Raw genomic sequence first — 23,528 nt, 5'->3', positions numbered from 1 at the left:
GACATGTCAGTTTGGGAGATCTCTCACTACGTTCGAGATGACGGCGTGCCTGTGAGTAATGACACAGTTTAATGAACACTCTCCAAAATTCAGATCTGAAGACTTGAGAAATTGGAGAATTTGTGAGATGACTTTTAATTGAGAACCCTGCTTGTAGGTCAGGCCGGTACAGCAGTAAGGATGTAAAATTAAATAATGACGCCGATCAGGAAGTTAAGATTATTTCTTTGGGGGGTAGATCCGGGCTATTTCCGTCTCAAACATGCATTAAAAACGGTCATGGCGATTTTGATTACCTTGACGCTGAGCATAAAAGAACCTTTGTTCGGAAAATTAATGGCCGGAATCGCCTGCGGATTCTCACTGCAGGGAATCATTGCCAAGTCTTTTGCTTTGCGGGTTATTCAGGTCATCGTGTTTGATCTGGTGTATTTTATGGTTTTCATACTGGGATTGAAAGTCAGGGATTCGCATAATCTGACGGCGCTGGTTTTAATTGGATTAGGTTTTGCAGTGAACTACTGTCGTCGTTTTGGACTTCAAAACAGTATGGCACCGATGATGGCGTGGATCCTGTGTTTTTTTGCTACTATTCTGCCCTTTGATACACCGGATGCCGCCTGGATGCATTTGCATGCTTTGATTATTGGTCTTTTAGTCGCGGCATTGGTGGCAATATTCATTTTTCCGGAAAATTATCCCAAATTATATATAAAAAACTCAAATCGTTTATTTAAATTACTCGCAAGAGGAATGAGGGAAATCCGATACTATCTGGTTAAACGCGATGTTATTCAAAGTTTTGAAAAATTGTCCTTTGTGCGATTGAAACATAATATGAATCATTTGCTCGACAGCAACCAAACGATCGAGCAAAGCGATGTATTTGATGGCTACCAATCAACAGTCAGCGAAATTCTCGTCCATCAGTATGCTTTTGTGAGTGCCTACACGATGATGGTGGAAGCCTACCATGTTATAAAAATTTATGATTATCAACTGCCTCGCTCCGTTCGATTATCCTTAATCGTCATTAATCGGCGTCTCGCCGCGCTTTTTGATGCGGTGCGAATGAGGAAGGATTTTGTAATCCGGTATGAGCGCGTGAAGGTTTCTCTGCGGCAGCTGGATGAATCCATGAGCCATGAGCTTTTGACGGAGCCTACACTGGTGATGGCTTTACTCAACCTGAAATTAACATTCAATTTGCTTAATCAGCACATGGCTGAACTGGTAAGGATCCAAGATGGCGCTTCGCAATACCACTAAAATAGCATGGCAGGCTGCAACAGCAATTACCATCGCGGAAATTCTAAGTTACTTTCTTAATCTGGAAAGAGGGTATTGGATTACCCTAACAGCAATGGCATTGACTACCCAATCCTGGGGAGAGAGTCTGAAACGCTCGCTGGAACGAGTCAGTATGACAATTCTTGGCGGGGCGGGAGGTACGCTCTTGTATTGGTTAACCCCGCAGAACCAGTATGTAATTCTGGGGATTATGCTATTGTTTGTGTTTTTCGCAGTGTATCTTTTTCAGATTTTTCATTTGGCGGCAATGATTGCCCTGACGGGCTTCGTAGTTTATCTATTTGCCATGTTTGGCGACTGGAATCTGTATTTGCTGCGAGAAAGAATTCTGGATACAGCGCTTGGTGCTGCGATCGCATTGACCGTTTCCACGTATTGTATGCCGGTCAGAACCAATGTGGTTGATTTGTTTGTGCGCTATATAGAAAAAATTCAGGCCTCGTTGTCCAATGAGTTTCTGAATCGGCCAATTACTTCAGAGCCCGTTACCGTTCAGCAATTATATCTTGAGTACCAGTTGATACGGAAAAACGCATTATCTATTAGTTATGAAGTCCTTTTTCATCGCATTAACCGCAAGGATTTTCATCTTTTACTGACGCAAACCGCTTTTTGTACTCACTATGTAGTGGGGCTGATAGAGGCTTATTCCTGGCTTTCCTCTTATATCAATGAAGAGGATAAAAAACGAATTCTACTGGCAGTGGATACCACAATAAATAATCTGGATACATTAAAAAAACGTCTGAAAAAAGAAACTCATGCGCCGATGCTGCCTGCGATTAACATCATTGATATATTGACCAAGGCAATTAAAGCAGATCCCGCCCGATTTTCTACACTGGAAAGCAAATCCCTGGGATTTTTTAATCTGATGTATTTTTTTACACGCTTAAATACACGCCTGAATGAAATTTATTCCTTATTGGAAAAGGTCAAGAAATGATTCCTTTAATCTTATAGTTATCTTCTAAGGGTTTATGCTAAAGTCTGCCTTTTTTTAATGTTATTGGTTTAACCGCTAGTTATTTCAGATTTACAGGAGAAGGCATGCCGATTAGTAATCAAGCCAGCCAATTATTTCAGGGTTTTTCCAGATTGAACCGCGACGAACGATTTAATCGATTATTGGAATTAGGCGCTTTAACTAGCGATGATGTGTCTTACCTGAGGGCGGGGGGCATAAATGACATTAGCCTCGCAGATAAACTGATTGAGAATGTAATTGGCTATTTTCAGTTGCCTCTGGGGGTCGCTACCAATTTTCGTATTGATCATCAGGATTATATTATTCCACTCGCGGTGGAAGAAACCTCAATCATTGCGGCTTTATCAAAAACTGCGAAATGGGTAAGACAGCAGGGCGAAATAACAACCTGGGTCGATGGTGAATGCATTATTGGACAAATTCAGTTAGCCAAAGTCAAAAATTTTGCCCGTTTTGAAGCCTTGTTTCAGCAAAACAAGCAGATGTTAATCCAAAAAGCCAATGAGGACGTTGCCACCAATATGGTGAAACGAGGCGGCGGGGTGAGAGATTTGCATTTGCGTCATTTGATTCGGGATGATGGGGCTGATATGGCCATTATCCATCTGATGATGAATAGCTGTGACGCAATGGGAGCTAATATTATTAATCAGGTACTGGAATATCTGAAAACGCCGCTTGAGAACTTAAGCGGTGAACAGGTTTCCATGTGCATTTTGTCTAATCTAAATGATCAGAAATTAACGACCGCTCGGGTCGTAATTAATGAAGTTGATGACGAATTAGGCGAGTGCCTGCAGGAGGCGTCTTTATTTGCTGAAAAAGATCCTTACCGCGCCGCGACTCATAATAAAGGGGTTATGAACGGTATTGATCCGGTTTTGATTGCAACCGGGAATGACTGGAGAGCTGTCGAAGCTGGAATCCACGCCTATGCAGCTCACAGTGGCCAATATCGCGCTATTACCCGCTGGCGTTATAATAATGGTCAGTTAACCGGGCAATTAACGGCGCCGCTTATAGTAGGAACGGTCGGCGGGGTGACGGCGCTTCATCCCACTGCCAGCATGTGTTTGCGCATGATGGGAATTGATTCCGCCAATCATTTGGCAAGAGTTATCGCGGCGGTGGGTTTAGTACAGAATCTTGGGGCCATGAAGGCACTTTGCACCGAAGGCATTATTCAGGGACATATGAAATTGCATATTGATAATCTATTATTAGTTGCAGGAGCCAACGAAGATGAAATGCCTGTATTGAAAGATAAGCTGCAAAGCTGGCTATCATTAAATAAGCGCGTTAGTCTTAAAAATGCGCAGGAGTTATTGGCAGAGATCCGCAAAGGATAATAAGAATGAAATGGTCTATCCCTGCAAAAACATTTTTGATTGGAGAATATGCGGCTGTGATAGGGAAATCCGCTATTGTTCTCACGACAGCGCCCTGTTTTGAGTTGAGGATTAATTCAACAGAAGAAATCCAGGGAATTCACACTGAATCTCCAGCAGGAAAATGGTGGAGCAGACAAAAACAGGCTGAGGCAGGATTAAGCTGGTTTGACCCTTATCAGGGGCAGGGAGGTTTAGGGGCTTCAAGTGCTCAGTTTCTGGGGGCTTATCTGGCGAGCTGCTATTTACAAAATATTAGCCCGACGCAAGAAAATCTTTTAAATGCTTATTTTGAATGCGCCTGGAACGGCAAGGGACTTCGCCCCAGCGGTTATGATGTACTGGCTCAGTCAAATCATCACTGCGTTTACATCAATCGTGAGCAAAATATTCTCAACTCTTACACATGGCCCTTTCCTGATATCGCCTTTCTTTTACTGCACAGCGGAAAAAAACTGGCGACTCATCATCATTTACAGGATATGACTTTACCAGGTGCAATTCACTTGCTGCCATCAATAGTCGAACAGGCGAAAACGGCTTTTGAACACAAAGATAGCAAGAGTCTAACCGATGCCATTAACACCTATCATCAACGTTTGTCGGAAATGCGATTAGTGGCCGAACACAGCCGTCAGCAAATCATGGACTTAAAAGCTGATAAAAGCGTTCTCGCAGCAAAGGGCTGCGGAGCCTTGGGAGCTGATGTGTTACTGATTGTCGTAGCGGCTGAGCAATTGAATGAGCAGAAAATTAAACTGGCTAATAAGGGTTGGATAATTCTTGCCTGTACTGATCATTTATATATCGGAGAGGCATTAATTTAAAAAATAATTTAAAAAAATACTTGAAATTTTATCCTAATCCGTTATTATTCCAGCCTCTTTGGGCCGTTAGCTCAGTCGGTAGAGCAGAAGGCTTTTAACCTTTGTGTCATAGGTTCGATTCCTATACGGCCCACCATTTTTGGTGGATAATCCAAAGAGCAAATAACTATTAGTGACAAACCAATGGGTCGTTAGCTCAGTCGGTAGAGCAGAAGGCTTTTAACCTTTGTGTCATAGGTTCGATTCCTATACGACCCACCATTTCAGACCACTAATACAGATCAGCACAAGTTTTACCCGAATCTCACCAGGCGCTCGTAGCTCAGCTGGATAGAGTACTTGGCTTCGAACCAAGGTGTCGGGGGTTCGAGTCCCTCCGAGCGCACCATTTAATCGTTTTAAAATCAAATAGTTAGCTCTTCATTTTTAAATTAACCTACTGCCCTAATTTCACACTGTGGGGATTTTGTGGGGATAGTGTGGGTTCCACCTTGTTTTACTCGGAGAATTGTAAGCTCTTTACTTTCTCGTCGGCTTTGAATAATTAAATTTGCAGCCTCTAATAAATTGCTCAACTCAGCCTGAGAATAATGAGTAGTAATCCTGCCAGAACGATGCCCCAACAGATCCTGTCTATCCTCATAACTTACACCAGCTGCTCGAAGTCTTCTTCCAAAAGTGTGTTTTAAATCATGAACTCTCAGATCACTGAGATTTGCTTTTTTACGCGCATTTCGCCAAGCCGTATTGTTCATGCGTGTAATTGGCTTTCCATTGTAAGAAAACACAAACTCAGAATGAATACCTCTAACCTCCTCAATGACTGCTTTAGCTTCATCATTAAGGATAACCAGCCGATCTTCCCCATTTTTTACCAGCTGTCTTAATTCACCATCCCTATTAATATGGCTAGGGATAATGAAAACGCTCGTATTTAAACTTGGAACACGTTTTTCCCATTCCCAACGTAATTGACATACTTCTTGCTCTCGGCATCCTGTATTAACTTTAAAACGTGCCATTTGATTTAAATGAACTGGCAACGCTTCTAAGAACCTTGATTGCTCTGACCAAGATAAAGGAAATGGTGCTCGTGCATCTTTAACTGGCAATAATTTAATCTTAGGAGCAACCAGAAGCCACGTTAAACTATTCTCATCAATCCACTCAGTTGCTGCAACGTTTAAAATATGCCGAACTAACTCTAGTGTATTATTAATTGATTTTGTTTTAAGCTTCGCTTCCTGTTTTGCTTTTATAAATGATTGCAACGTTCCTATATGCACTTGCTCCAAGGTCAAATCACCAATAAACGGGCAAATAGACTTTAGGAGTATTGCATCGGTATCAATGCTGGCCTTATGTTGATTTTCATTTAAAAATCGCACCGCAGCTTCTTTAAAACTGCGTTTTGGCCTTACTCCATAAATCGTTGCCTGTCTAATCTCTTCACACCGCCTAGCTAAGTATTGCTCCGCTTCCTGGAGCGACTTTGTGCCAGTGCTTTCTCGAATGCGATGTCCAAGGACTTGCTTTTCGATATGCCAAACTTGGCCTCTTTTAAATAGTCCTGTTGTTTGTTTACGTCCCATGGCTTTGTACTCCTTTGCTCTTTGCCGCCTGGACGCCCACTACACTGCTTATATTGATCTACCCAAGCATCTAGGTCAAGTCGATCAAACGCTACGCCTTGTTTGCCTATAGGAATTTCTATAAGATTAGGTCTTACGAAAGTATTAAATCGATTTCTGTCCATGCCAATATACTTGGGGACATCTTTCAAACGAATAAGTCGAGGTAGTAAAGCGATAGTAGACATATTAAAAACCAAAAAACACGATTTGTTGTTTTATTTAAACATATCGTGTTTTTTGGTTCAATTGTTTTTCTTTAATTTTTTGAAAAATAATTTATTTAGAATATCTACTATTCATCATTGTCCCACTGTAATGCAAACTCGTGTAACTTATTTTGCAACACAGCTTTACTGATTAATTTGGTTTCATACTCTGCAATTAACGTTGGAGAAGCATGTCTATTCATCGCATATTGAACAACCTCCTCATCCTTCGTTTTGCAAATTAATATACCAATCGTTGGATTTTCATGTGCTTTTTTTATGTTTTTATCCAATACTTCTAAATAAAATTGTAATTGCCCTAAATGCGAAGGACTAAATTCTGTGCATTTTAATTCTATTGCAATCATACAGTTAAGCTCTCGATGAAAAAGCAATAGATCCACACGAAAATCTTTCATTCCTACTTGCAAAGGATATTCCTCTCCAATCAAACTAAAATCTGGGCCAAGTTCAAGTAGAAATTTTTTTAGGTTTGCGACCAAGGCTCGTCTTAAATCTTTTTCTTTGTGATCATCAGGTAAATTTAAAAACTCAAAAACATAACTGTCCTTAAACCTCCCCTTACTATCGGGTAATTCTGTCAGCACTGCTGACAGTTTTTGATCGGCAAGCACCGTTCTTTCAAATGTTCCGACGTTTATTAACCTTGCAAAATCGCGTTCAGAGTAATGATGTTTGGCGGCTAAACGCAGATAAAACTCTTTTTCTTCAATAGTTTTTGTTTTAGACAAAATGTGCAAATGATTTGTCCACGTAATTTCTGTCAGCACTGCCGACAGTTCTGTATTCTCATGATAAGTCTCGTAAAATTGCTTCATTCTCCATATATTACGCGCTGAAAACCCCTTAATTGTTGGTAGCTCTATTGATATATAGTCCGCTAGCTCTTCTACAATACCCTTGCCCCAACCATCATGTGTTATCTTATTAAATACATACTGTCCGATAGACCAATACAACTGAATAAGAGTTTTATTGACTTGTTGCCAAACTCTGGATTTAGCCTCAGTAATCATTTGATGCACTTTAGCAAAATCTGACTGATTGTTTCCTTTTAACTCTTTTGCCACTTATAAGGTTCCTAAAAAATTATTAAATTGACATACTTAACACATCGGTTGGATGAGAAAACAACCTACCTTCGCAAACCACTTTTGCACCATGCTTTTCATATAATCGATTTAAACTAGGTTTTAGCGTATCTAGCAAAACCAAATCCGAGCCTGCCACAGCTGCTAGCCGTTTTGCTTCTTCAATAATCTGCTTGCCAAACCCTAGCCCTCGATAATTTTTATCTACATAGACATACATTAGTTCACGTGCACTCAACCCACGCGAATTAGGAAACTCATGTTCTAATAGAGCAAACATCGCTACAGGTTGTCCTGCATAAGTGCCAATATAGACATCATGGCTCAACGCATGCATTACGCCTTCACGATATTCAACCCCTTTGTTTCGTATGTATCCCCATTCATCTTCAGCCCATTTGGCTGCAAGGGAAATATATTCCATACAATCACTTAATCGTGTAAAAGTAAGTTTGTGCTTTGATAAAGCGGAACTAAACAATAACATTACAAATACCTCATTTTAATAGGCTAAAGCAGATTCCAAACGTATCAATTTTCTTCGGCCTTGTTCACAAATCATTATGGAGCCTAATCCTATAATTGCCCCAAACATATAGTACCAAGCAGGTGAAATAAAATTATTGGTTGTATTCACCAACCACATCATCACTAAAGGTGTTGTACCACCAAACAATGAAATACCTACATTAAAAGCAACTCCAAACCCACTATAACGATATTGATGAGGAAATAGAGAAACCATATAGGCGTTGAGTGGTGCATAAGTAATGGCGATCAAAATAGACATGAAAACCAATCCCATGGCAATCAAAACAACATTTCCAGTGGCGAGTAGGAAAAAAATGGGAATACTCAAAAGTAACATAGCAACCATACCCAATCTAATTACTTTTAAGATCCCAGTTCTGTCTGCTAATAAAGCAATAAACGGTTCGAGTATGGCATCAACTGCTAAAGCTATAGTGATAAGTAATGTAGCTAAACCAAGTGAAATATGAAAATAACTATGCAGATACGTTGCAGTAAATATATAAGTTCCAAAGGTCATAATACTGACCAACCATGCTATCCCTATAATACCAATTACTGCCAAAGGTGCTTCTTTCAGCGCCGCCAGAAAAGGCAAGCGTCGTTTATCATGTTGAGCAATATGTTCATATTCAGGCGTTTCAGCAACATGGGTTCGTAAATAAAAAATCAAAATACCAGCAATCAAAGCTAACCCAAACCCGAGTCGCCATCCCCAGTCTGGCATAAATGATGCCGTAAAGAATGAAGCAGCCAGTCCCGCTAGTATCAAACCAGTGCTGTAAGCCGAACTGGTTAAACAACCATAAAATGCTTTCTTCTCAGGTTTAGCGTGTTCAACAAGGAAAATAGCAGATCCAGTAAATTCACTACTTGCAACAAAACCTTGAATCACTCTTAAAAAAGTAATAAGGAACGGTGCTGCAATTCCAATATATTGGTAAGAAGGAACAACGCTTATTAGAGCTGTAGGAATAGCCATTGCTAAAATACTGAGAGTTAAAGCCCGTTTCCTGCCATATTGATCACCAATATAGCCAAAAAATAGTGAGCCAATTGGTGCTAATAAATAACCAACAGCAAATACACCAAAAGCACTTAAAAGCGAAGCAAATTGATTGTCATTAGGAAAATAAGTTGCTGCAATAATTGGTGCGAAGTAACCAAAAAGCGCGAAGTCATACCACTGCAAGGCGGTGCCTGAAACACCAGCAAATAATGCTTTACTCGAAGAGGATATGTTCATCAGTTCCTATACTCATCAAATTGTTAATACCAGTTTGGTCACATTTAAATACGTGCCAATCTAATAAAGCAACCCCACCAATTTTTTTATAAAAATGTCTGGCTTCCCGATTATTTCGAGACACCCACCACTCTATTCTTGAGCAATCATCAGTAGTTGCTTTACAGGCAACATATTGGAATAAAGCACACCCAATGCCCTGACGCCGATACAGGGGAGAAACATATAAATTTTCAATATAAATCCCGCGAGTCACATTAACGCAAATATTATTTTGGGTATAATTAAACATCACCAGACCGCCAATTTTTTTGTCAATCAGTGCTAATGCAACAAAGTGGTTAGGCGCATGACAAAAAAGAAGCTCTCCAAGCTGTGATTCAGTTATTTTAATTTTATCCAGAATGTTCTCATACTTTGCCAGTTCCAGGATTATTGCATAAATTTGACTCAAATACTCAGATTTTGCTTGAATTATTGTCACCATAGGATATCTTAATAGCTATTGTAAATAATATGATCATTGGTAATGGACAAGGATATAGTACTTATTCCTGGGGCATTGGCAACCCCAAATCTTTGGAATCAACAAGAAGTCTTTCTTCAAGAGGACAGAAGATTTCATCATGTTGATGTGCTCAATAGCGATTCTATTGTAGAAATAGCTCATCGCTTTATTTCAATTGCTCCTAAAAAATTTACCTTAATTGGATTTTCTATGGGAGGCTACATTGCACTTGAATTGTATCGCCTTATCCCAGACAGAATAGAAAAGCTCATCCTAATTAATTCCGCTGCCAAATTGGTATCTGAAAAAGGGCAACTAGAGCGCGAACGTTCTCTCGATTTAATGAATAAAGGAAAGTTTGATTTCCTAATCAAGCTCATCTTTAAAAATTCAATTTATGATAAACAAAAGCACGATGCTCTATTACCTTTGGCACAAGAAATGGCTCAAGAAGTGGGTGTTGAGAACTATAAAAGACAACTGAACGCTATTTTGAGTAAACCAGATCATTCGCCTTTGTTGCCTACAATTGAATGTCCAACATTACTAATTTCCAGCAAACAAGATAACGTCATGCCTACAGAACGATCGGAGCATATGGCAAAAAATATTAAATATTCTGAATTAATTTATGTAGAACAATGTGGTCACATGGCCATGCTGGAACAACCAGAAAAAATTAACCAAATTTTGACTGGTTGGCTGTAAGAGGTATCGATGTTAGGAGTGTACCAATGCATAGCGTTAATGATGATGGAGCAATCTGCGTTAACTTAAATGATTATAATGAATTGTCTGACTCCATTCGGTTTCGTACAAAAATTGACTACCTAACTGAAAAACTCCACTGCCCAAAAGAAATCTCCAATTTTTCTATTTCAATGCTTTTTCGTGGAGGACAGCGATATTATATTTCTAACCAGTATCTTTGGGCAATTCCATACAGAACAGAAGGTTTGTATCGAGGGGACGTTGATCATGATCGAGCTCTTTACAATGGTAAAGAGTTTTTTATCCAAAGAGAGATAAAATACGATGCCATGCAAATTCCCATTATTCAAATCCTGGAGACACGCTATAATTTAAGTACTACGTTTGCTATGGTTAGGCAGTGCGATGAATGTGACTTTATTATCGAAGCCTATCATCCTGAAAAGGTCACAGATCCACAAAAACTCTACTTACAAGTGCGCGATTCTTTTGAGCGGTTTATAAGCCTTTTTCTCGATGCAATGCTGCCAGAAATAACAACTGCTATACCCATACAAAAGTGGTTGGCTGTATTCAATGATAGCGAATTCAGAAAAAATATCATCATGCGCAAAGTCGTCAAAAATTCACTAATGCATCTTACCTCAAGAGAGTTGCAATGCTTAAGTTTGATCTCTAAAGGAATGACCATTAAAAAAATCGCCGAATATCTTCATCTATCAAGTGAAACCGTAAACACTCATGCCAAATCTATCCGTCATAAAATGAGTTGCGTCAATATTACCGAAGCGGTATCGAAAGCATTTCGTTTAGGACTGTTATCATAAAAATACCCAAATTTGGGGATAGGATATCTTACCTAACATTTTATACTTCACCATGTTGTCATAATTATTTACACGGAGTTGCAACATGGTTTGTATAGTAGAGTTTAACGACGGCCTTCGATTCAATTTTGCTCAGAATAAATGTAAACAAAAGGTATGGATTGAAATTTTACTTCGATTTAGTAAAGCTGACATGAATCATTTAGCAAATCTTCTTGAGTTGCCAGTAGAAAAGTTAATTGAGATCCATCGAGGAAAACAATTCCTTGAAAAAGAGCAAGCTGACATCCTTGGAAAATTGTTTTTAGTTACATTTGGTGATTGAAGCGCTTCAGCTCCATTTTCATTAGCGAGTTTTTATTTTAACTAAAACGTTACACGCATGGGTTACCTCGTTGTCATCACTTAACTGCATATTGTTTTTCAAAATAGGAAATTTTTTGCACACTTAAAAATCGCGCACGCTTTTATTTATCCAAAAATTGCATTAACTATTTAGAACGACTATTCTAATCTGGAACGATTACTCTAAACAGGATAGTGATGAGGAATAAAAAGGAGTTGCAACATCAAGAAGCTATCAATCGCTGTATGCTTTTGTTCTGGGAACAAGGCTACTTTAAAACCTCAATCGATGATTTAGTCAATGCTAGCGGTCTTAACCGCGCCACTATTTACAATCAATTTGGTAGCAAGGACGCGTTTTTTAAAGCAATGCTGGAACAATATGAGAAAGCAGTTACCAGCCAGCTCACTGCTCCCTTAAAGCAAAAATCCAACGGAATAAAAGCCATTCATGCGTTTTTTGATCAATTTATTAGTTTAAGCGAGAGTGGCCGATTAAAAAACGGATGTTTTTATATTAATGCTGCTGCTGATGCACCTTTGCATTCCCCAGAAATTGTTGAAAAAATTAATGCTTTTATTCTGAGTCTAACCAATTTGTTTCGCAATGCCTTAACGAATGCCCAATCAGTAGGCGATATATCTCAAGATTTGAATATTGAAGATGGCTGTCAGTTCTTGGTTGCTAATGTGTTTGGGTTATTAACATTGGCTCGTGCTACCAATGACAGCAATACCTTAAGCGCACAGGTTCGACTTATTAAACAGTTTTTTAAAAAATAAAAACAAAAGGATTTGAAGATGAAGACGACAAAATATCAACAGACAGTGATGTGAGCAGGTCATTTCTATGATACTCACTGCCTTTGCCGCGATCTTTTGTTTGGCCTTGGCCTCAGCTGTCAAACTATGGGCCGACAAGTGGTATATTTCCTATCCCATGTTCATGACGCTGTCTGGTTTTTTATCTTCTGAAGCGCTGGTGGAACAAGGCGTTGATACAGGGCTTCGCTATTATCACGTTGACTGGCTTATCAGCGCCTTTCTCATTCCTACCGTAATTTTTAATACAACGCTTTCCTTTGATGAACACTCGTTGTATGAGGATAAAAGTTATTTTTTCTATCTCATTGTAGGGGTCTATAGCTTCAGCATTCTTATTGGCACACTACTTTTGTATTTTGCCATGAACCATCCAAGCGGATTCCCGTGGCTTGCAGCTCTTTTGACCAGTTGCATATTGGCTGCGACGAATACACGAGCCATCAGTGACTTATTAAAAAACTCGGGCATTTCCTTAAGGCTCCTATCTTTATTGAAAGGTGAAAGCTTAATCAGTAGCGTATTATCTTTGAGCATCGTCAGTTTTTTACTGAACAGGCTTACGCCTCAAACTCAACCAAATGATCAGATATGGCTTATCCAATTATTAATTACGTTTATTGTTCCACTTTTTACGGGCATCGGCTTGGGCCTTTTGGCGAAGCGTTTGCTTTCAAAGAGCATGGATGCTGTTGCGGCAATACTGTTTCTGACGAGCTGTGTTTACGGCTTATACTTTATCAACAGCACGTTGTTTTCTACTTCAGGAAGCATTGCCGTTTTTGTATTTGGATTATTTACCAAGGAGTCCGTTCAAACCAATCTGTCCATCAAACACTATTGGCAGGCTAATTCCTTTTTGGCCACGCTGTTAATGTTTTTTATCTTAGGTATGACCGTGACTATTGATATGTTTCCTGAGCGGTGGCTAGCCATGATAATTGGCATTGCTGCTATCTTGATTGGCCGTTATCTCAGTCTAACCGCAGGCTTTTCGCTCATCTCTAAACTGACAACCCAAAAAGTAATAACATTTAAAGAGCAATTGTTGCTCAGCATCAGTGGAACGCGCGGTGCTCTCGCTATCGCACTTGCTTTTATGCTGCCCGAAACCTTTGATTATTGGTGGACTATTCAATCGATTGTCTTTGGTGTTGTTTTATTTTCGATTTTTGTTCAAGCGCCCCTGGCGGCTTACTGGCAAAAAACAGGATTAAAAAATTTGTTCAAAGGAAACAAACATGAGAATCAGTAAATTTGAAACCATCCTTTGCTCGCCTATATGGGCTTTGGAAAAAATAAAGTTTTTGGATTTTTTGGGACCACTGGCTTTAAGACTATACCTGGCCCCAATTTTCTGGATGGCAGGCATGAATAAGCTCATGCACATGGAGGACACCATTGCCTGGTTTCGCAATACCGATTGGGGTCTTGGATTACCATTTCCAACTATTATGGCCTATCTTGCTACATTCACAGAATTGGCTGGTAGCATTTGTTTTGCATTAGGCATGGGCGTGCGGTTTATAACTATTCCACTCATGGTAACTATGGTGGTGGCGGCTGCAAGCGTTCATTTGGAAAACGGTTGGCTTGCCATTGCCTCTCAAGACTCAGAGGCCGCCCAAAGGCTACAAGACTTCCTAAAGTGGTTGCAAAACAATTATCCAGGCAGACACGATTACATTACCGAACTTGGTTCGCCGGTTATCTTAAACAATGGTGTTGAGTTTGCGGTGACGTATCTTGCCATGTTGCTCAGTTTGTTTTTTACAGGTGCAGGGCGGTTTCTAAGTATTGATTACTGGGTTAATCGTCGATTTGAATGTCGATTGGAGCAAAATAATGGATTTAAATAAGAATAATACTCAAAAGCAACTTATGTGGACTCAATTAAAGCGGTGGTTGCCTTTGCTGATCATCTTTTTGGTGCTAGTGCTTATATTTAGTACTGGACTGCAAAAATATTTAAGTTTTGAAAGCCTTAAAACGCGCCGATTTATCTTATTAGAATGGACAACCACACACTTTTTGCTGTCTTCATTGCTATTTGTGGTGATTTATACCGTTGCTGTGGCCGTTTCCATACCGGGTGCTACGTTTTTAACCTTAGCTGGCGGTTTTCTCTTTGGCCCGGTGTTCGGCAGCATCTTAGTGATTATCAGTGCCACCGTGGGGGCCACGCTGTTGTATTTTGCAGTAAAAACCTCTCTTGGTGATTGGCTTGCGCAAAAAGCGACAGGTTGGATTAGTCGAATGCGCGAAGGGTTTCAAGAAAATGCGTTTTCTTATTTATTGTTTCTTCGTCTGGTTCCATTGTTCCCCTTTTGGGTGATTAATATTGTGCCTGCTTTGCTTGGGGTGAGCGCTACCACATTCATTGTCGCGACTTTTTTTGGCATCATGCCAGGTTCGGTCGTCTACGTATTGGTCGGCAATGGGCTTAGTCATATATTTGCCACCAATCAGACCCCAAACCTAAGCATCATTTTTGACCCTAAAGTATTTTATCCGCTATTGGCATTGGCTGCTTTGTCTTTGTTGCCGGTTATCTATCAAAAATTTTTCAAGCGTACAAAAGGAACATGAGCATGAGTAATGACAACCTATTTGATTTGGCGATTATTGGTGCTGGTTCTGGCGGGCTAAGTCTAGCTTCAGGTGCAGCTCAACTGGGTCTTAAGGTTGCCCTAATTGAAAGACATAAAATGGGTGGGGATTGTTTAAATTATGGTTGCGTGCCATCCAAAGCTTTGTTGGCTGCTGCCAAGTCTATATATCAGTGCGGCAGCCTTGCGCCAAAATTTGGAGCAGAGATTGAATTCAAGTCAGTAGATTTTACCAAAGTGATGCGGCATGTCCATTCGGTCATCAAGACAATCGAACCGCATGACTCAATCGAGCGCTTTGAGTCATTGGGTGTGACTGTTTTTAAAGACCAAGGGCAATTTATTGATGAGCACACGATAAAGGCGGGCGAAGAGATCATCAAAGCTAGAAAAATTGCGATAGCTACTGGTTCCTCGCCGCTCATACCTCCTATAAAAGGGTTGGATACGACAAGCTACCTGACCAATGAAACTATTTTTGATTTAACCGTTTTGCCCAAACATTTAATTGTGATTGGCGGCGGTCCCATTGGTTGCGAATTGGCTCAAGCCTTTGCCATGTTAGGCAGCAAAGTCACAGTCGTTGAAGCGATGAAGATACTGCCCAAAGACGATAGAGACTGTGTGGCGGTTGTAAGACAATCGTTAAAAGATATGAACGTAGAAATTCTGGAAGAAGCACAAGTTAATGAAGTTTCCCAGAAGGATGAGTCCACCATTGAAGTTAAAATTTCAACATCACCAGACGATAAAACGCTCACGGGCTCACATCTCTTAGTCGCCACAGGAAGGCGTGCGAACGTAGAACATTTAAATCTTGATAAAGCCGGCATTTCCTATACAAAAAAAGGTATCGAAGTAAATAATAGATTGCAGACCAGCCAAAAGCACATCTTCGCCATAGGTGATGTAGCAGGCCCTTATCAATTTACCCATATGGCGTCCTATCAGGCAGGCATCGTGTTACGTCATGTTGTCTTCAAGATTCCGGCTAAAGTGAAATATAACGCTGTTCCCTGGGTAACCTATACCTATCCCGAGCTTGCCCATGTAGGCAAAACTGAAACGGACATCAAAGAACCTTCGGATTTTACCATAACTGAATGGCAATTCAGTCAATCCGATAGAGCGCAAACGGAAGATGAAACCGTGGGCATGATTAAAGTGATTACCGATAAAAAAGGCATAATTGCAGGGGTAACCATTGTTGGACTTCATGCCGGAGAACTTATTCTTCCTTGGGTCATGGCACTTCGAGAAGGCAAAAATCTACGTACGTTTACCGATGCCATAGCGCCTTATCCGACCTTAAGCGAGGTAAGCAAACAAGTGGCCGGTGAATTTTACAAACCAAAACTGTTTTCCAAAAAAGTTCGTACCCTTGTCTCATGGTTACAAAAATTATGGTGGTGAACAATGATTGAAACGTATGTAAGAGCACCTTATCAACGTATCTTAGTGGATCCGATAGCAAGTGTTCTGAGGGAGAGAATATCCCCTAACCAGTTGACTCTCCTTTCAGGCCTTGTTGGGATTTTGACATTACCCTGTTTGTATTTGGAAGCCCATTTCATGGCGATCATTCTATTATTGCTGTCGGGATTCCTCGATACCTTGGATGGCACTGTAGCACGGCTTGGGTCTAGTGCCTCGGATTGGGGAAGCGTACTTGATATTACTACTGACCGATTGGTTGAATTTATTATCATTTTTGCCTTATGGACGATAGCGCCTGAAGTAAGGGGCTTTTGGATCATCATGATGCTGGGCAGTGTTTTACTCTGTATTACCAGCTTTTTGGTTGTTGGTATCTTTACCACCAACGAATCAGATAAGGGATTTTATTATAGTCCAGGCATTATGGAGAGAGCTGAAGCGTTTGCATTTTTTATCGCTATGATCCTCTGGCCGACCTATTTTTCAATGCTCGCCCTTTTGTTTTCTTTTCTGGTTTTATTAACTGCCATTATCCGACTGAAACAATTTTATAACATACAACAGCTAAAACGCATGGGCGATGACCAGAAAAATAATCAGCCAGCGTTGGTCGAGTAATTAAAAAACTGTCTTTATGGCCAGTAGAAATTAACATGATTTAAAAGGAGAACATCATGGCAGAGCATTATCACATGAACGCATCCCTGAAGGATAAAAAGGAAGTTAATAACAAGGTAAAAGAGTTATTTGAGCGCGCAGAAACCGAGCTTAAAATGATTCCAAACCTTTATAAGGCCATGGCCAATGCCCCGGAAATTCTACAAGCCTACATGGATGGCGATAAAAATTTTCGTGAGAACTCTGGATTTACTCCCGCAGAGCAAGAAGTGATATTACTCGTCATCAGTTATGAAAATGGTTGTGAGTATTGTCTGGCCGCACATTCAACCATCTCAGACTTTAACAATGTTCCCAAGGAAGTGACCAACGCCATTCGTGAGGACAAATTAATTGAAGATAAAAAACTAAGCATCTTGGCCCGCATGACAAGAGAAATGTTCCTATCTCGTGGTCGCCCAGAGTTATCTGTAGTTGCGGATTTCCTTAACGCAGGGTATGGCGAAAAACAGTTACTTGATATTGTGTTGGCGATTTCAGTAAAAACCTTATCGAACTACACAAACCACCTTTTTAATACGTCGGTTGATAAAGCTTTTAAAGTCCGAGAGTTTAAGACCCTGCAATTTGCCGAACGTGTTTTTAATTATTTTAAAAAGTAGAGATCAAAAGAATGCCTGGGATGGATGATATTATTCAGTCAGCGTTGAGGGGGGATGAGGCCAGCCTCAATGCCTTAATTCGAGCCTGTTCACCGGGGTTAAAGGCCTTACTTCAACCCATGGTAGATGAGGCAACGGCAGCTGATATTATTCAAGAAGTCTGGCTGTCTGTGTTTACTCATCTGCAGGATTTTAAACAGAAATCGCATTTTAAAACCTGGCTTTATCGTATTGCCATCAATCAGGCCAAAACCCACTTAAAAAGCGCCTGGATAAAAAAAGTCATACCAGACTCAAATGATGACTTCGATGTGCGATTTGATGCTCATGGTTCCTGGAACAAAATACCTGAATCATGGGGTATGGAATCGCCTGAGTCATTATTAGAGCAAGAAGAACTATCTTTATTGATTCAAACGAATATTGAACGACTGCCGCATCAACAGCGGCTTGTATTTATAATGCATGATATAGAGCAAATTGAATTTAAGGATATTTGCGCCATGCTGGAGTTAAGTCAATCTAATGTTTTTGTATTGTTGCATCGAGCAAGAAAGGCTCTTTATGCGCAGATAGATCATTTTTTCCTAACTGGAAAATCAAAATAAACCAGGTGTTTTTATAATCGCAAAAAGGAGCTAGTGATGCGTTTATCAGCAGATCGTTTTCAGAAAATTCCTTGGTATTTGAAGCCATTTTTCTGGAATCAAAAGCGTAAATATGGTCAGCATTTAGAACCTGCTAAAGTATGGGCTAGTGTTCCACAGCTTTTTCTTTCTGTAGCTAGTATTGTCGGGACGCTGGGGAGAAAGCGTTCTCCTGTTCCCCCGATAATTCGTTCTTTGGTCAGCATACGTATATCGCAAATGAATTGGTGTTCTTTCTGTGTGGATTTGAATTCATTCACTATAATGAAATGTATAAAAGACGATGATAAGGTCCTTGCACTTGGGAATTGGCGGGGGTCGAAATTATTTTCACCGGCGGAATTTGCAGCCCTTGAATACGCAGAGCAAATAACGGATGCTAAGAAACAGGTTACAGATCATTGTTTTGAAAAATTAAAGGAACATTTTGATGAAGCGGCCATTGTTGAACTTACAGCATTAATTGCATTTCAGAACATGTCGAGCAAATTCAACAGCGCCTTAGGCATTGAGCCGCAAGGATTATGTCAGAAAAAATGAAAAAGTCAGATGTAGATAAAGGACAGGGAGGAAGGGATGCAAGCATTGAAGCGAAATAAAATCAAAGTGTCGATTTTGGTATTATTTATCCTGTGCCTCGTCTTTGTTAGCGCGTATCTTTATAATCGTTATCATACAAAGCCCGTGATGGTCCTTCATGTAAAAGAATACAAAAACAATGAGTACCCGGATAATCCGGCAACAAAAAGCCGGCAACATGGGAAATACTCGCACGAAACATTACAACTAAAAAAAGAAAACGGCTCACATTTTACGTTCACCTTTCTGCCAGGCAACAAAAAAAGTGCTACGATTATATTCAAAAATATTGATGTTGGTTTAATGACACCTTCTTTACCTTTGTGCGTTAAGGGCAATCCCAACTTAACAAGAATTTCGCTCACCGATAGACAATGGAATCGACAGCAGGTCTCTTTTGATCCCAATAGTACCCACATTGAAATTACAGGTGGAGATGGGTTTGAAAAAAATAATATTTATAGTGCAGAGCTCTCAAAAAATTGCTTGAATGCAGGGCTTTGGGAAGTGTTACTGTTTAACAAAGAAAATGGCAAGAAAACCTTATATTATCAGGGGTGGTTTACATTTCCCTTAGGGTATTACAAACAGGTATTTGAAAAGAATACAGGATTAGCCTATCGCAATCACTGGTATTATTTAGAGCATTGGTTTGATCCAGAAGGCAGTGTTGTTGATGTTAACAAACTTCGTGAGGTGACTCGTTCATATCCTGTAAAGTTAGGATCTAACTTTACAGAGCCTGCCGCTTTCGATGGTGAACAAGTCAACAAGAAGAAAAACGTGATCGTCGATCATGATATTCATCACTTTAATGATTATTATCGAAATAAAGTGAAATTTTCCACTTTCCTTCCGCCAGGAATATATCGAAAAGATAAGCCCTGGGGTAATGAGTATCAGTTAATCGCTAATCCAACGTCTGCCACTTTTAATGAGATTAAAACACCCGATGGAATAAAAAAACAGGAAGTGGTTATCCATTATCAAAGCAAAGACCGTGCCTATAGTTTTTTCTTAAGCGGTTTTGACACACATCAGCTTCCTCGCCTAGATAAACAAAATTATGCGAAAGGGAATCTTTATCTTATGGGGATAGGTACCGCGCCGTTAAAACAACGTTATAGTGATTTAATGAGTACACCACCTGAAAGTCGTTCAGAATTTTCAGTCTTTTTAAATGATCGAAATGAATGGATTAATCATCATGATATGGCAATTGATGGGGCAATATTGTTTTTAGATAAAAAAGATCCTGATTTGTTGCACATATACCTTGTTTCTTATGAAAGACATGCTGTGGTTGCGCATTATTCAATTAAGTTACCTAATACGATAACATGAAAATTCGAATTTAAAATAAGCACGTTTAGGAGAAGTTAGAATGAGCGTACTGATCATTTTTAATCGCGCCCCTTATGATGGTTCTGATGTAACGTGGAATGCTCTGAGGCTTGCTGATAAGTTAGTTGAAAAAAGTGAAGAAGTCCGCATTTTTCTAATGAATGATGCCGTAGATCTGGCTCGAGACACAAACAAACCGCCAGAAGGTTATGATCAAGATTTATCTGCTCTTTTAAAGTCACTGATTACAAAAGGCATTTCCGTTAAGGTTTGTGGTACTTGTATGGCGCGTTGTGGAGTTTACAAAAACCAGGCTTACTTTGAGGGAGCCGAAACATCAACCATGCCAGAATTAGCCGATTGGGTCGCCCATAGTGACAAGGTCATTTCTTTTTAGCCAGCCGCTTAATCAACCTTACCCCTCAAAGCCATCACATGTTGGATTTCTAGAGGTCACTCAATTAGCGCTAAATGAGCGACTATTTCCTCGGGCATGTCCGTTAAAATTAAAAATACTGAAATCGTTTGTAAGATTCTCTATATTCGTTCGTCTAATTTATGTGTGATAAAAAAGTTATTTGAGAGTGAGCGTCATTATTATGTACAGCTGCAAAGAAGTCGTCGACAAAGCAAGTCATTACACTGAGAACCAATTAAAGTGGCGTGTTCGCCTTGCTTATAAATTGCATTTGTTAATGTGCAGGCATTGCCAACGATTTATAAAACAGTTTGGATTAATGGTTCAATCTTTCCCAACGTTGAAATGGCAAGAAGACACACAGCTCAATAAAAAAATAATCAAAAAAATTCAATCGAACCATCAACATCATCAAGGAGATGACTATGAAAAGTAAATCAATACTATTAGCACTAGGCACGAGCCTAAGCTTAGGCTTAGTCAATGTAGCAAGTGCTGACGCCAACAACCCGTTTCAGGCAGAAAAACTGCAAACAGGATACAGCAATACTGATGGCAACTTTAAACTCGCTAAAGGAAAATGTGGATCCGGTAAGTGCGGAAGCAATGCAGAGACAGATAAAAACGACAAAAAGGCAAATGGTAAATGCGGCAGTGGAAAGTGCGGCGCCACTAAAGATAAAAAAGGCAGCGGTAAATGCGGCTCCGGCAAGTGTGGTTCTAAATCTTAACTCTGTGACAGGCAGTTAGGATCTAATAGCCTGGCTGCCTTATTTTGGAGCATGAAATGAGCTTTAAAACGTTAGACAACGTCGGGTTGGGATTAAGAACTGAGTTTAGTGACGAGTTATTAGAACGCCCTGACAAACCGGTGGATTTTTTGGAAATCGCCCCTGAAAACTGGATGAAAATGGGCGGGAAACGCGCCAAAGTTCTTAAAGCATTTAGTAGGCGCTATCCTTTGGTAGCTCACGGTTTAAGCTTGTCTATTGGTGGTCCAGCACCGCTTGATTACCCTTTTATTGAAGCACTAGATGATTTTTTCAAAACATATCAAATTGATTGTTACAGTGAGCACTTAAGCTATTGCAGTGATGATCAGGGTTATTTTCACGATCTGTTACCCATTCCTTTTACCACAGATGCCATTGATTACGTTAGTCAGCGAATCATGAGTGTCCAGCAGGCACTCAAACGGCAGATTGCTTTTGAAAACTCGTCCTACTATTACGCCCCAGGTCAACAAATCAGTGAAAGTGAATTTATTAAATCCGTACTTGAAAAAAGTGACTGTCTCATGCTGCTTGATGTCAATAATGTTTATGTTAACAGTGTAAACCATGGCTATGATCCCTATTTATTTATCCGCGAAATTCCTTCTGAAAAAATTGCCTACCTTCATATAGCTGGCCACTCACGGCGCGATCCTTATCTGATTATTGATACTCATGGGGCAGCAGTTATTGATCCAGTCTGGGATTTATTACGACATACCTATGAATGTCACGGTATTAAACCAACGCTTTTAGAGAGAGACTCAGATATACCGCCTCTAGATACTTTGCTGGATGAAACCAGAAGGATTCGTACCATACAATACATGGGGGTAGAAGCATGACTGACGCTCTCAAACAATTGCAGAATACATTTAGCATGGCTTGCAGAGGACATGATGGTATCAACGCTTCTGAATTTGATGAAAAGCGATTAAGTATTTACCAGGAGCTATTACTCAATAACCTTCATGAAGTCGTTAGCCCCTGCTTTCCAGTATTGCTTTCCATTTTATCCTCTGATACCTGGTGGCGTATTCTCAAAGACTTTTTAAAGCATTCTCGAGTATTAACCCCAATTTTCCATGAATTGCCTTTAAATATTGTGGAGTACCTAAAAACGCATCCTATCAGCGATTATCCTTTTGCCTCAGAGTTGGCTCATTATGAATGGGTTGAACTTGAAGTTGAACTGAGTGAATCTCAAGAAACACAACTTGTCACAAGCGCAATCAGTTTGCTTGAACAAGCATGGCACCTTTCGCCTACAGCGAGACTTTTAGAGTATAACTATGAAGTTGACAAAATTAGCCCCGATTACCAGCCTCAAATAACGGTTAAAACTTACCTGATTGTTTATCAAATGGAATCTGAGGTTGAATTTTTAAAGCTGAATGAGATGAGTTTTCAATTACTCATCATGATGCTTCATGAATCAATGTCTGCCAAAGCGATTATCCATTTACTGTGTGAAATACACCCTCAATTAAATGAGAATGAATTGGTGTCAGCCAGCATACCTTTAATCACTCACTTGTATGATGAAAAGATTTTGCAGCCTGTGAATAATCCTACCAAGGAGAATGAAAATGACTGAGAAGAAAAGCATTGAATCCATTGATCCTGCTTTAGGATATTTGGCTTCCTTCAACAAAGCAGCCCTTGGCATAAGTCATGACATTCAAGCGCTTCGGCAAAAAACCATTTTTACTGATGGTGTTCTTGATGCTAAAACCAAGGCGCTTATGGCTATGATATGCGGCATCAATGAGCGCTGTGAGCCCTGTTTAGCTTACTATGTGTTGGAAGCTAAAAAGAGAGGATTGACTGAGCAGGCGTTAGGTGAGGCGTTAGCGGTGGTGACCACCATGGGTGGCTGTGTGGGTGAAATGTGGGCCTTAAAGGCTTTTAAGGCTTATCGCGAGGAAGGAACTGGGCAAAGTTGCTGCCATACCGATAAATAATTTAAGTGGTTATCTATATCT

General features: G+C 40.0%; 27 protein-coding genes and 3 tRNA genes. 25 read left to right on the top strand and 5 right to left on the bottom strand.

Annotated features, from left to right (window positions below; translation table 11 throughout):
• The first annotated feature begins 195 nt into the window (after positions 1–195).
• The 7 genes from E1O89_RS05525 to E1O89_RS05495 all read left to right on the top strand — a co-directional run bounded on the left by E1O89_RS05525 (position 196) and on the right by E1O89_RS05495 (position 4,902).
• Positions 196–1,269: a hypothetical protein gene (locus E1O89_RS05525; RefSeq protein ID WP_133139305.1), complete on the top strand. Its 1,074-nt coding sequence runs from the start codon at positions 196–198 to the stop codon at positions 1,267–1,269.
• The gene (locus tag E1O89_RS05520) at positions 1,247–2,257 is read left to right on the top strand and encodes an FUSC family protein (protein WP_133139304.1); all 1,011 of its coding nucleotides are present in this window, start codon (positions 1,247–1,249) and stop codon (positions 2,255–2,257) included. Before E1O89_RS05525 ends, E1O89_RS05520 begins: the two co-directional genes overlap by 23 nt.
• 104 nt (positions 2,258–2,361) lie before the next feature.
• A complete protein-coding gene (locus tag E1O89_RS05515) occupies positions 2,362–3,648 on the top strand; it encodes a hydroxymethylglutaryl-CoA reductase, degradative (protein WP_133139303.1) in 1,287 nt (428 codons plus the stop codon).
• 5 nt (positions 3,649–3,653) lie between these two features.
• On the top strand, positions 3,654–4,514 hold the full coding sequence (locus E1O89_RS05510; RefSeq protein WP_133139302.1) for a hypothetical protein: 861 nt from the start codon (positions 3,654–3,656) through the stop codon (positions 4,512–4,514).
• A 60-nt stretch (positions 4,515–4,574) separates the two neighbouring features.
• Positions 4,575–4,650, top strand: a tRNA-Lys gene (locus E1O89_RS05505).
• Positions 4,651–4,699: 49 nt separating this feature from the next.
• A tRNA-Lys gene (locus E1O89_RS05500) sits at positions 4,700–4,775 on the top strand.
• 50 nt (positions 4,776–4,825) lie between these two features.
• Positions 4,826–4,902, top strand: a tRNA-Arg gene (locus E1O89_RS05495).
• Positions 4,903–4,945: 43 nt separating this feature from the next.
• On the opposite strand, the gene E1O89_RS05490 is transcribed toward E1O89_RS05495, so the two are convergent.
• From E1O89_RS05490 to E1O89_RS05470, 5 genes are all read right to left on the bottom strand, one after another.
• Positions 4,946–6,106: a tyrosine-type recombinase/integrase gene (locus E1O89_RS05490; RefSeq protein WP_133139301.1), complete on the bottom strand. Its 1,161-nt coding sequence runs from the start codon at positions 6,104–6,106 to the stop codon at positions 4,946–4,948.
• A 334-nt stretch (positions 6,107–6,440) separates the two neighbouring features.
• Positions 6,441–7,445 (bottom strand): YhcG family protein, encoded by a 1,005-nt coding sequence (locus E1O89_RS05485; protein WP_133139300.1) that lies wholly within the window; start codon positions 7,443–7,445, stop codon positions 6,441–6,443.
• Positions 7,446–7,467: 22 nt separating this feature from the next.
• Positions 7,468–7,953 carry a GNAT family N-acetyltransferase gene (locus E1O89_RS05480; RefSeq protein ID WP_133139299.1) on the bottom strand — a complete coding sequence of 162 codons (486 nt, stop codon included), beginning with the start codon at positions 7,951–7,953 and terminating at the stop codon, positions 7,468–7,470.
• Between the two features lie 15 nt (positions 7,954–7,968).
• Positions 7,969–9,243, bottom strand: coding sequence for an MFS transporter (locus E1O89_RS05475; RefSeq protein WP_133139298.1), 1,275 nt, complete (start codon positions 9,241–9,243; stop codon positions 7,969–7,971).
• On the bottom strand, positions 9,221–9,730 hold the full coding sequence (locus E1O89_RS05470; RefSeq protein WP_133139297.1) for a GNAT family N-acetyltransferase: 510 nt from the start codon (positions 9,728–9,730) through the stop codon (positions 9,221–9,223). The genes E1O89_RS05475 and E1O89_RS05470 overlap by 23 nt, the downstream gene beginning before the upstream one ends.
• A 42-nt stretch (positions 9,731–9,772) precedes the next feature.
• Between E1O89_RS05470 and E1O89_RS05465 the strand changes: the two genes are divergently transcribed.
• From E1O89_RS05465 to E1O89_RS05380, 18 genes are all read left to right on the top strand, one after another.
• The gene (locus E1O89_RS05465; RefSeq protein WP_133139296.1) at positions 9,773–10,459 is read left to right on the top strand and encodes an alpha/beta fold hydrolase; all 687 of its coding nucleotides are present in this window, start codon (positions 9,773–9,775) and stop codon (positions 10,457–10,459) included.
• Positions 10,460–10,485: 26 nt separating this feature from the next.
• On the top strand, positions 10,486–11,289 hold the full coding sequence (locus E1O89_RS05460) for a response regulator transcription factor (protein WP_133139295.1): 804 nt from the start codon (positions 10,486–10,488) through the stop codon (positions 11,287–11,289).
• A gap of 85 nt (positions 11,290–11,374) precedes the next feature.
• On the top strand, positions 11,375–11,614 hold the full coding sequence (locus tag E1O89_RS05455) for a hypothetical protein (protein WP_133139294.1): 240 nt from the start codon (positions 11,375–11,377) through the stop codon (positions 11,612–11,614).
• A gap of 218 nt (positions 11,615–11,832) precedes the next feature.
• Entirely contained in the window at positions 11,833–12,417 is a 585-nt protein-coding gene (locus E1O89_RS05450) for a TetR/AcrR family transcriptional regulator (RefSeq protein WP_133139293.1), read from the top strand.
• A 67-nt stretch (positions 12,418–12,484) separates the two neighbouring features.
• On the top strand, positions 12,485–13,711 hold the full coding sequence (locus E1O89_RS05445; RefSeq protein WP_133139292.1) for a cation:proton antiporter: 1,227 nt from the start codon (positions 12,485–12,487) through the stop codon (positions 13,709–13,711).
• Entirely contained in the window at positions 13,698–14,315 is a 618-nt protein-coding gene (locus E1O89_RS05440) for a DoxX family protein (protein ID WP_133139291.1), read from the top strand. The genes E1O89_RS05445 and E1O89_RS05440 overlap by 14 nt, the downstream gene beginning before the upstream one ends.
• Positions 14,302–15,045, top strand: coding sequence for a TVP38/TMEM64 family protein (locus E1O89_RS15635; RefSeq protein WP_262337412.1), 744 nt, complete (start codon positions 14,302–14,304; stop codon positions 15,043–15,045). The genes E1O89_RS05440 and E1O89_RS15635 overlap by 14 nt, the downstream gene beginning before the upstream one ends.
• 2 nt (positions 15,046–15,047) lie before the next feature.
• Positions 15,048–16,478 (top strand): dihydrolipoyl dehydrogenase family protein, encoded by a 1,431-nt coding sequence (locus tag E1O89_RS05430; protein WP_133139290.1) that lies wholly within the window; start codon positions 15,048–15,050, stop codon positions 16,476–16,478.
• A gap of 3 nt (positions 16,479–16,481) precedes the next feature.
• On the top strand, positions 16,482–17,120 hold the full coding sequence (locus E1O89_RS05425; RefSeq protein ID WP_133139289.1) for a CDP-alcohol phosphatidyltransferase family protein: 639 nt from the start codon (positions 16,482–16,484) through the stop codon (positions 17,118–17,120).
• Between the two features lie 56 nt (positions 17,121–17,176).
• The gene (locus E1O89_RS05420) at positions 17,177–17,782 is read left to right on the top strand and encodes a carboxymuconolactone decarboxylase family protein (RefSeq protein WP_133139288.1); all 606 of its coding nucleotides are present in this window, start codon (positions 17,177–17,179) and stop codon (positions 17,780–17,782) included.
• Between the two features lie 20 nt (positions 17,783–17,802).
• Positions 17,803–18,390, top strand: coding sequence for an RNA polymerase sigma factor (locus E1O89_RS05415; RefSeq protein ID WP_165483071.1), 588 nt, complete (start codon positions 17,803–17,805; stop codon positions 18,388–18,390).
• A 36-nt stretch (positions 18,391–18,426) separates the two neighbouring features.
• Complete coding sequence (locus E1O89_RS05410) at positions 18,427–18,969, top strand: carboxymuconolactone decarboxylase family protein (RefSeq protein ID WP_133139286.1); 543 nt, start codon at positions 18,427–18,429, stop codon at positions 18,967–18,969.
• A 36-nt stretch (positions 18,970–19,005) separates the two neighbouring features.
• Positions 19,006–20,352, top strand: coding sequence for a hypothetical protein (locus E1O89_RS05405; protein ID WP_133139285.1), 1,347 nt, complete (start codon positions 19,006–19,008; stop codon positions 20,350–20,352).
• A 40-nt stretch (positions 20,353–20,392) separates the two neighbouring features.
• A complete protein-coding gene (locus E1O89_RS05400; protein ID WP_133139284.1) occupies positions 20,393–20,749 on the top strand; it encodes a DsrE/DsrF/TusD sulfur relay family protein in 357 nt (118 codons plus the stop codon).
• Between the two features lie 446 nt (positions 20,750–21,195).
• The gene (locus E1O89_RS05395; protein WP_222845426.1) at positions 21,196–21,501 is read left to right on the top strand and encodes a hypothetical protein; all 306 of its coding nucleotides are present in this window, start codon (positions 21,196–21,198) and stop codon (positions 21,499–21,501) included.
• Positions 21,502–21,557: 56 nt separating this feature from the next.
• Positions 21,558–22,388: a DUF692 domain-containing protein gene (locus tag E1O89_RS05390; protein WP_133139282.1), complete on the top strand. Its 831-nt coding sequence runs from the start codon at positions 21,558–21,560 to the stop codon at positions 22,386–22,388.
• Positions 22,385–23,140, top strand: a complete 756-nt coding sequence (locus E1O89_RS05385) for a DUF2063 domain-containing protein (RefSeq protein WP_133139281.1) — start codon at positions 22,385–22,387, stop codon at positions 23,138–23,140. The genes E1O89_RS05390 and E1O89_RS05385 overlap by 4 nt, the downstream gene beginning before the upstream one ends.
• Positions 23,133–23,507 (top strand): carboxymuconolactone decarboxylase family protein, encoded by a 375-nt coding sequence (locus E1O89_RS05380; protein WP_133139280.1) that lies wholly within the window; start codon positions 23,133–23,135, stop codon positions 23,505–23,507. Before E1O89_RS05385 ends, E1O89_RS05380 begins: the two co-directional genes overlap by 8 nt.
• The last annotated feature ends 21 nt before the right edge of the window (positions 23,508–23,528 follow it).

It is taken from the genome of Legionella genomosp. 1, assembly GCF_900640215.1.
Lineage (GTDB): Bacteria > Pseudomonadota > Gammaproteobacteria > Legionellales > Legionellaceae > Legionella_C > Legionella_C quinlivanii_A.
Note: the sequence above shows the minus strand (reverse complement) of the source record. Positions and strands in the feature narration are given on the sequence as shown.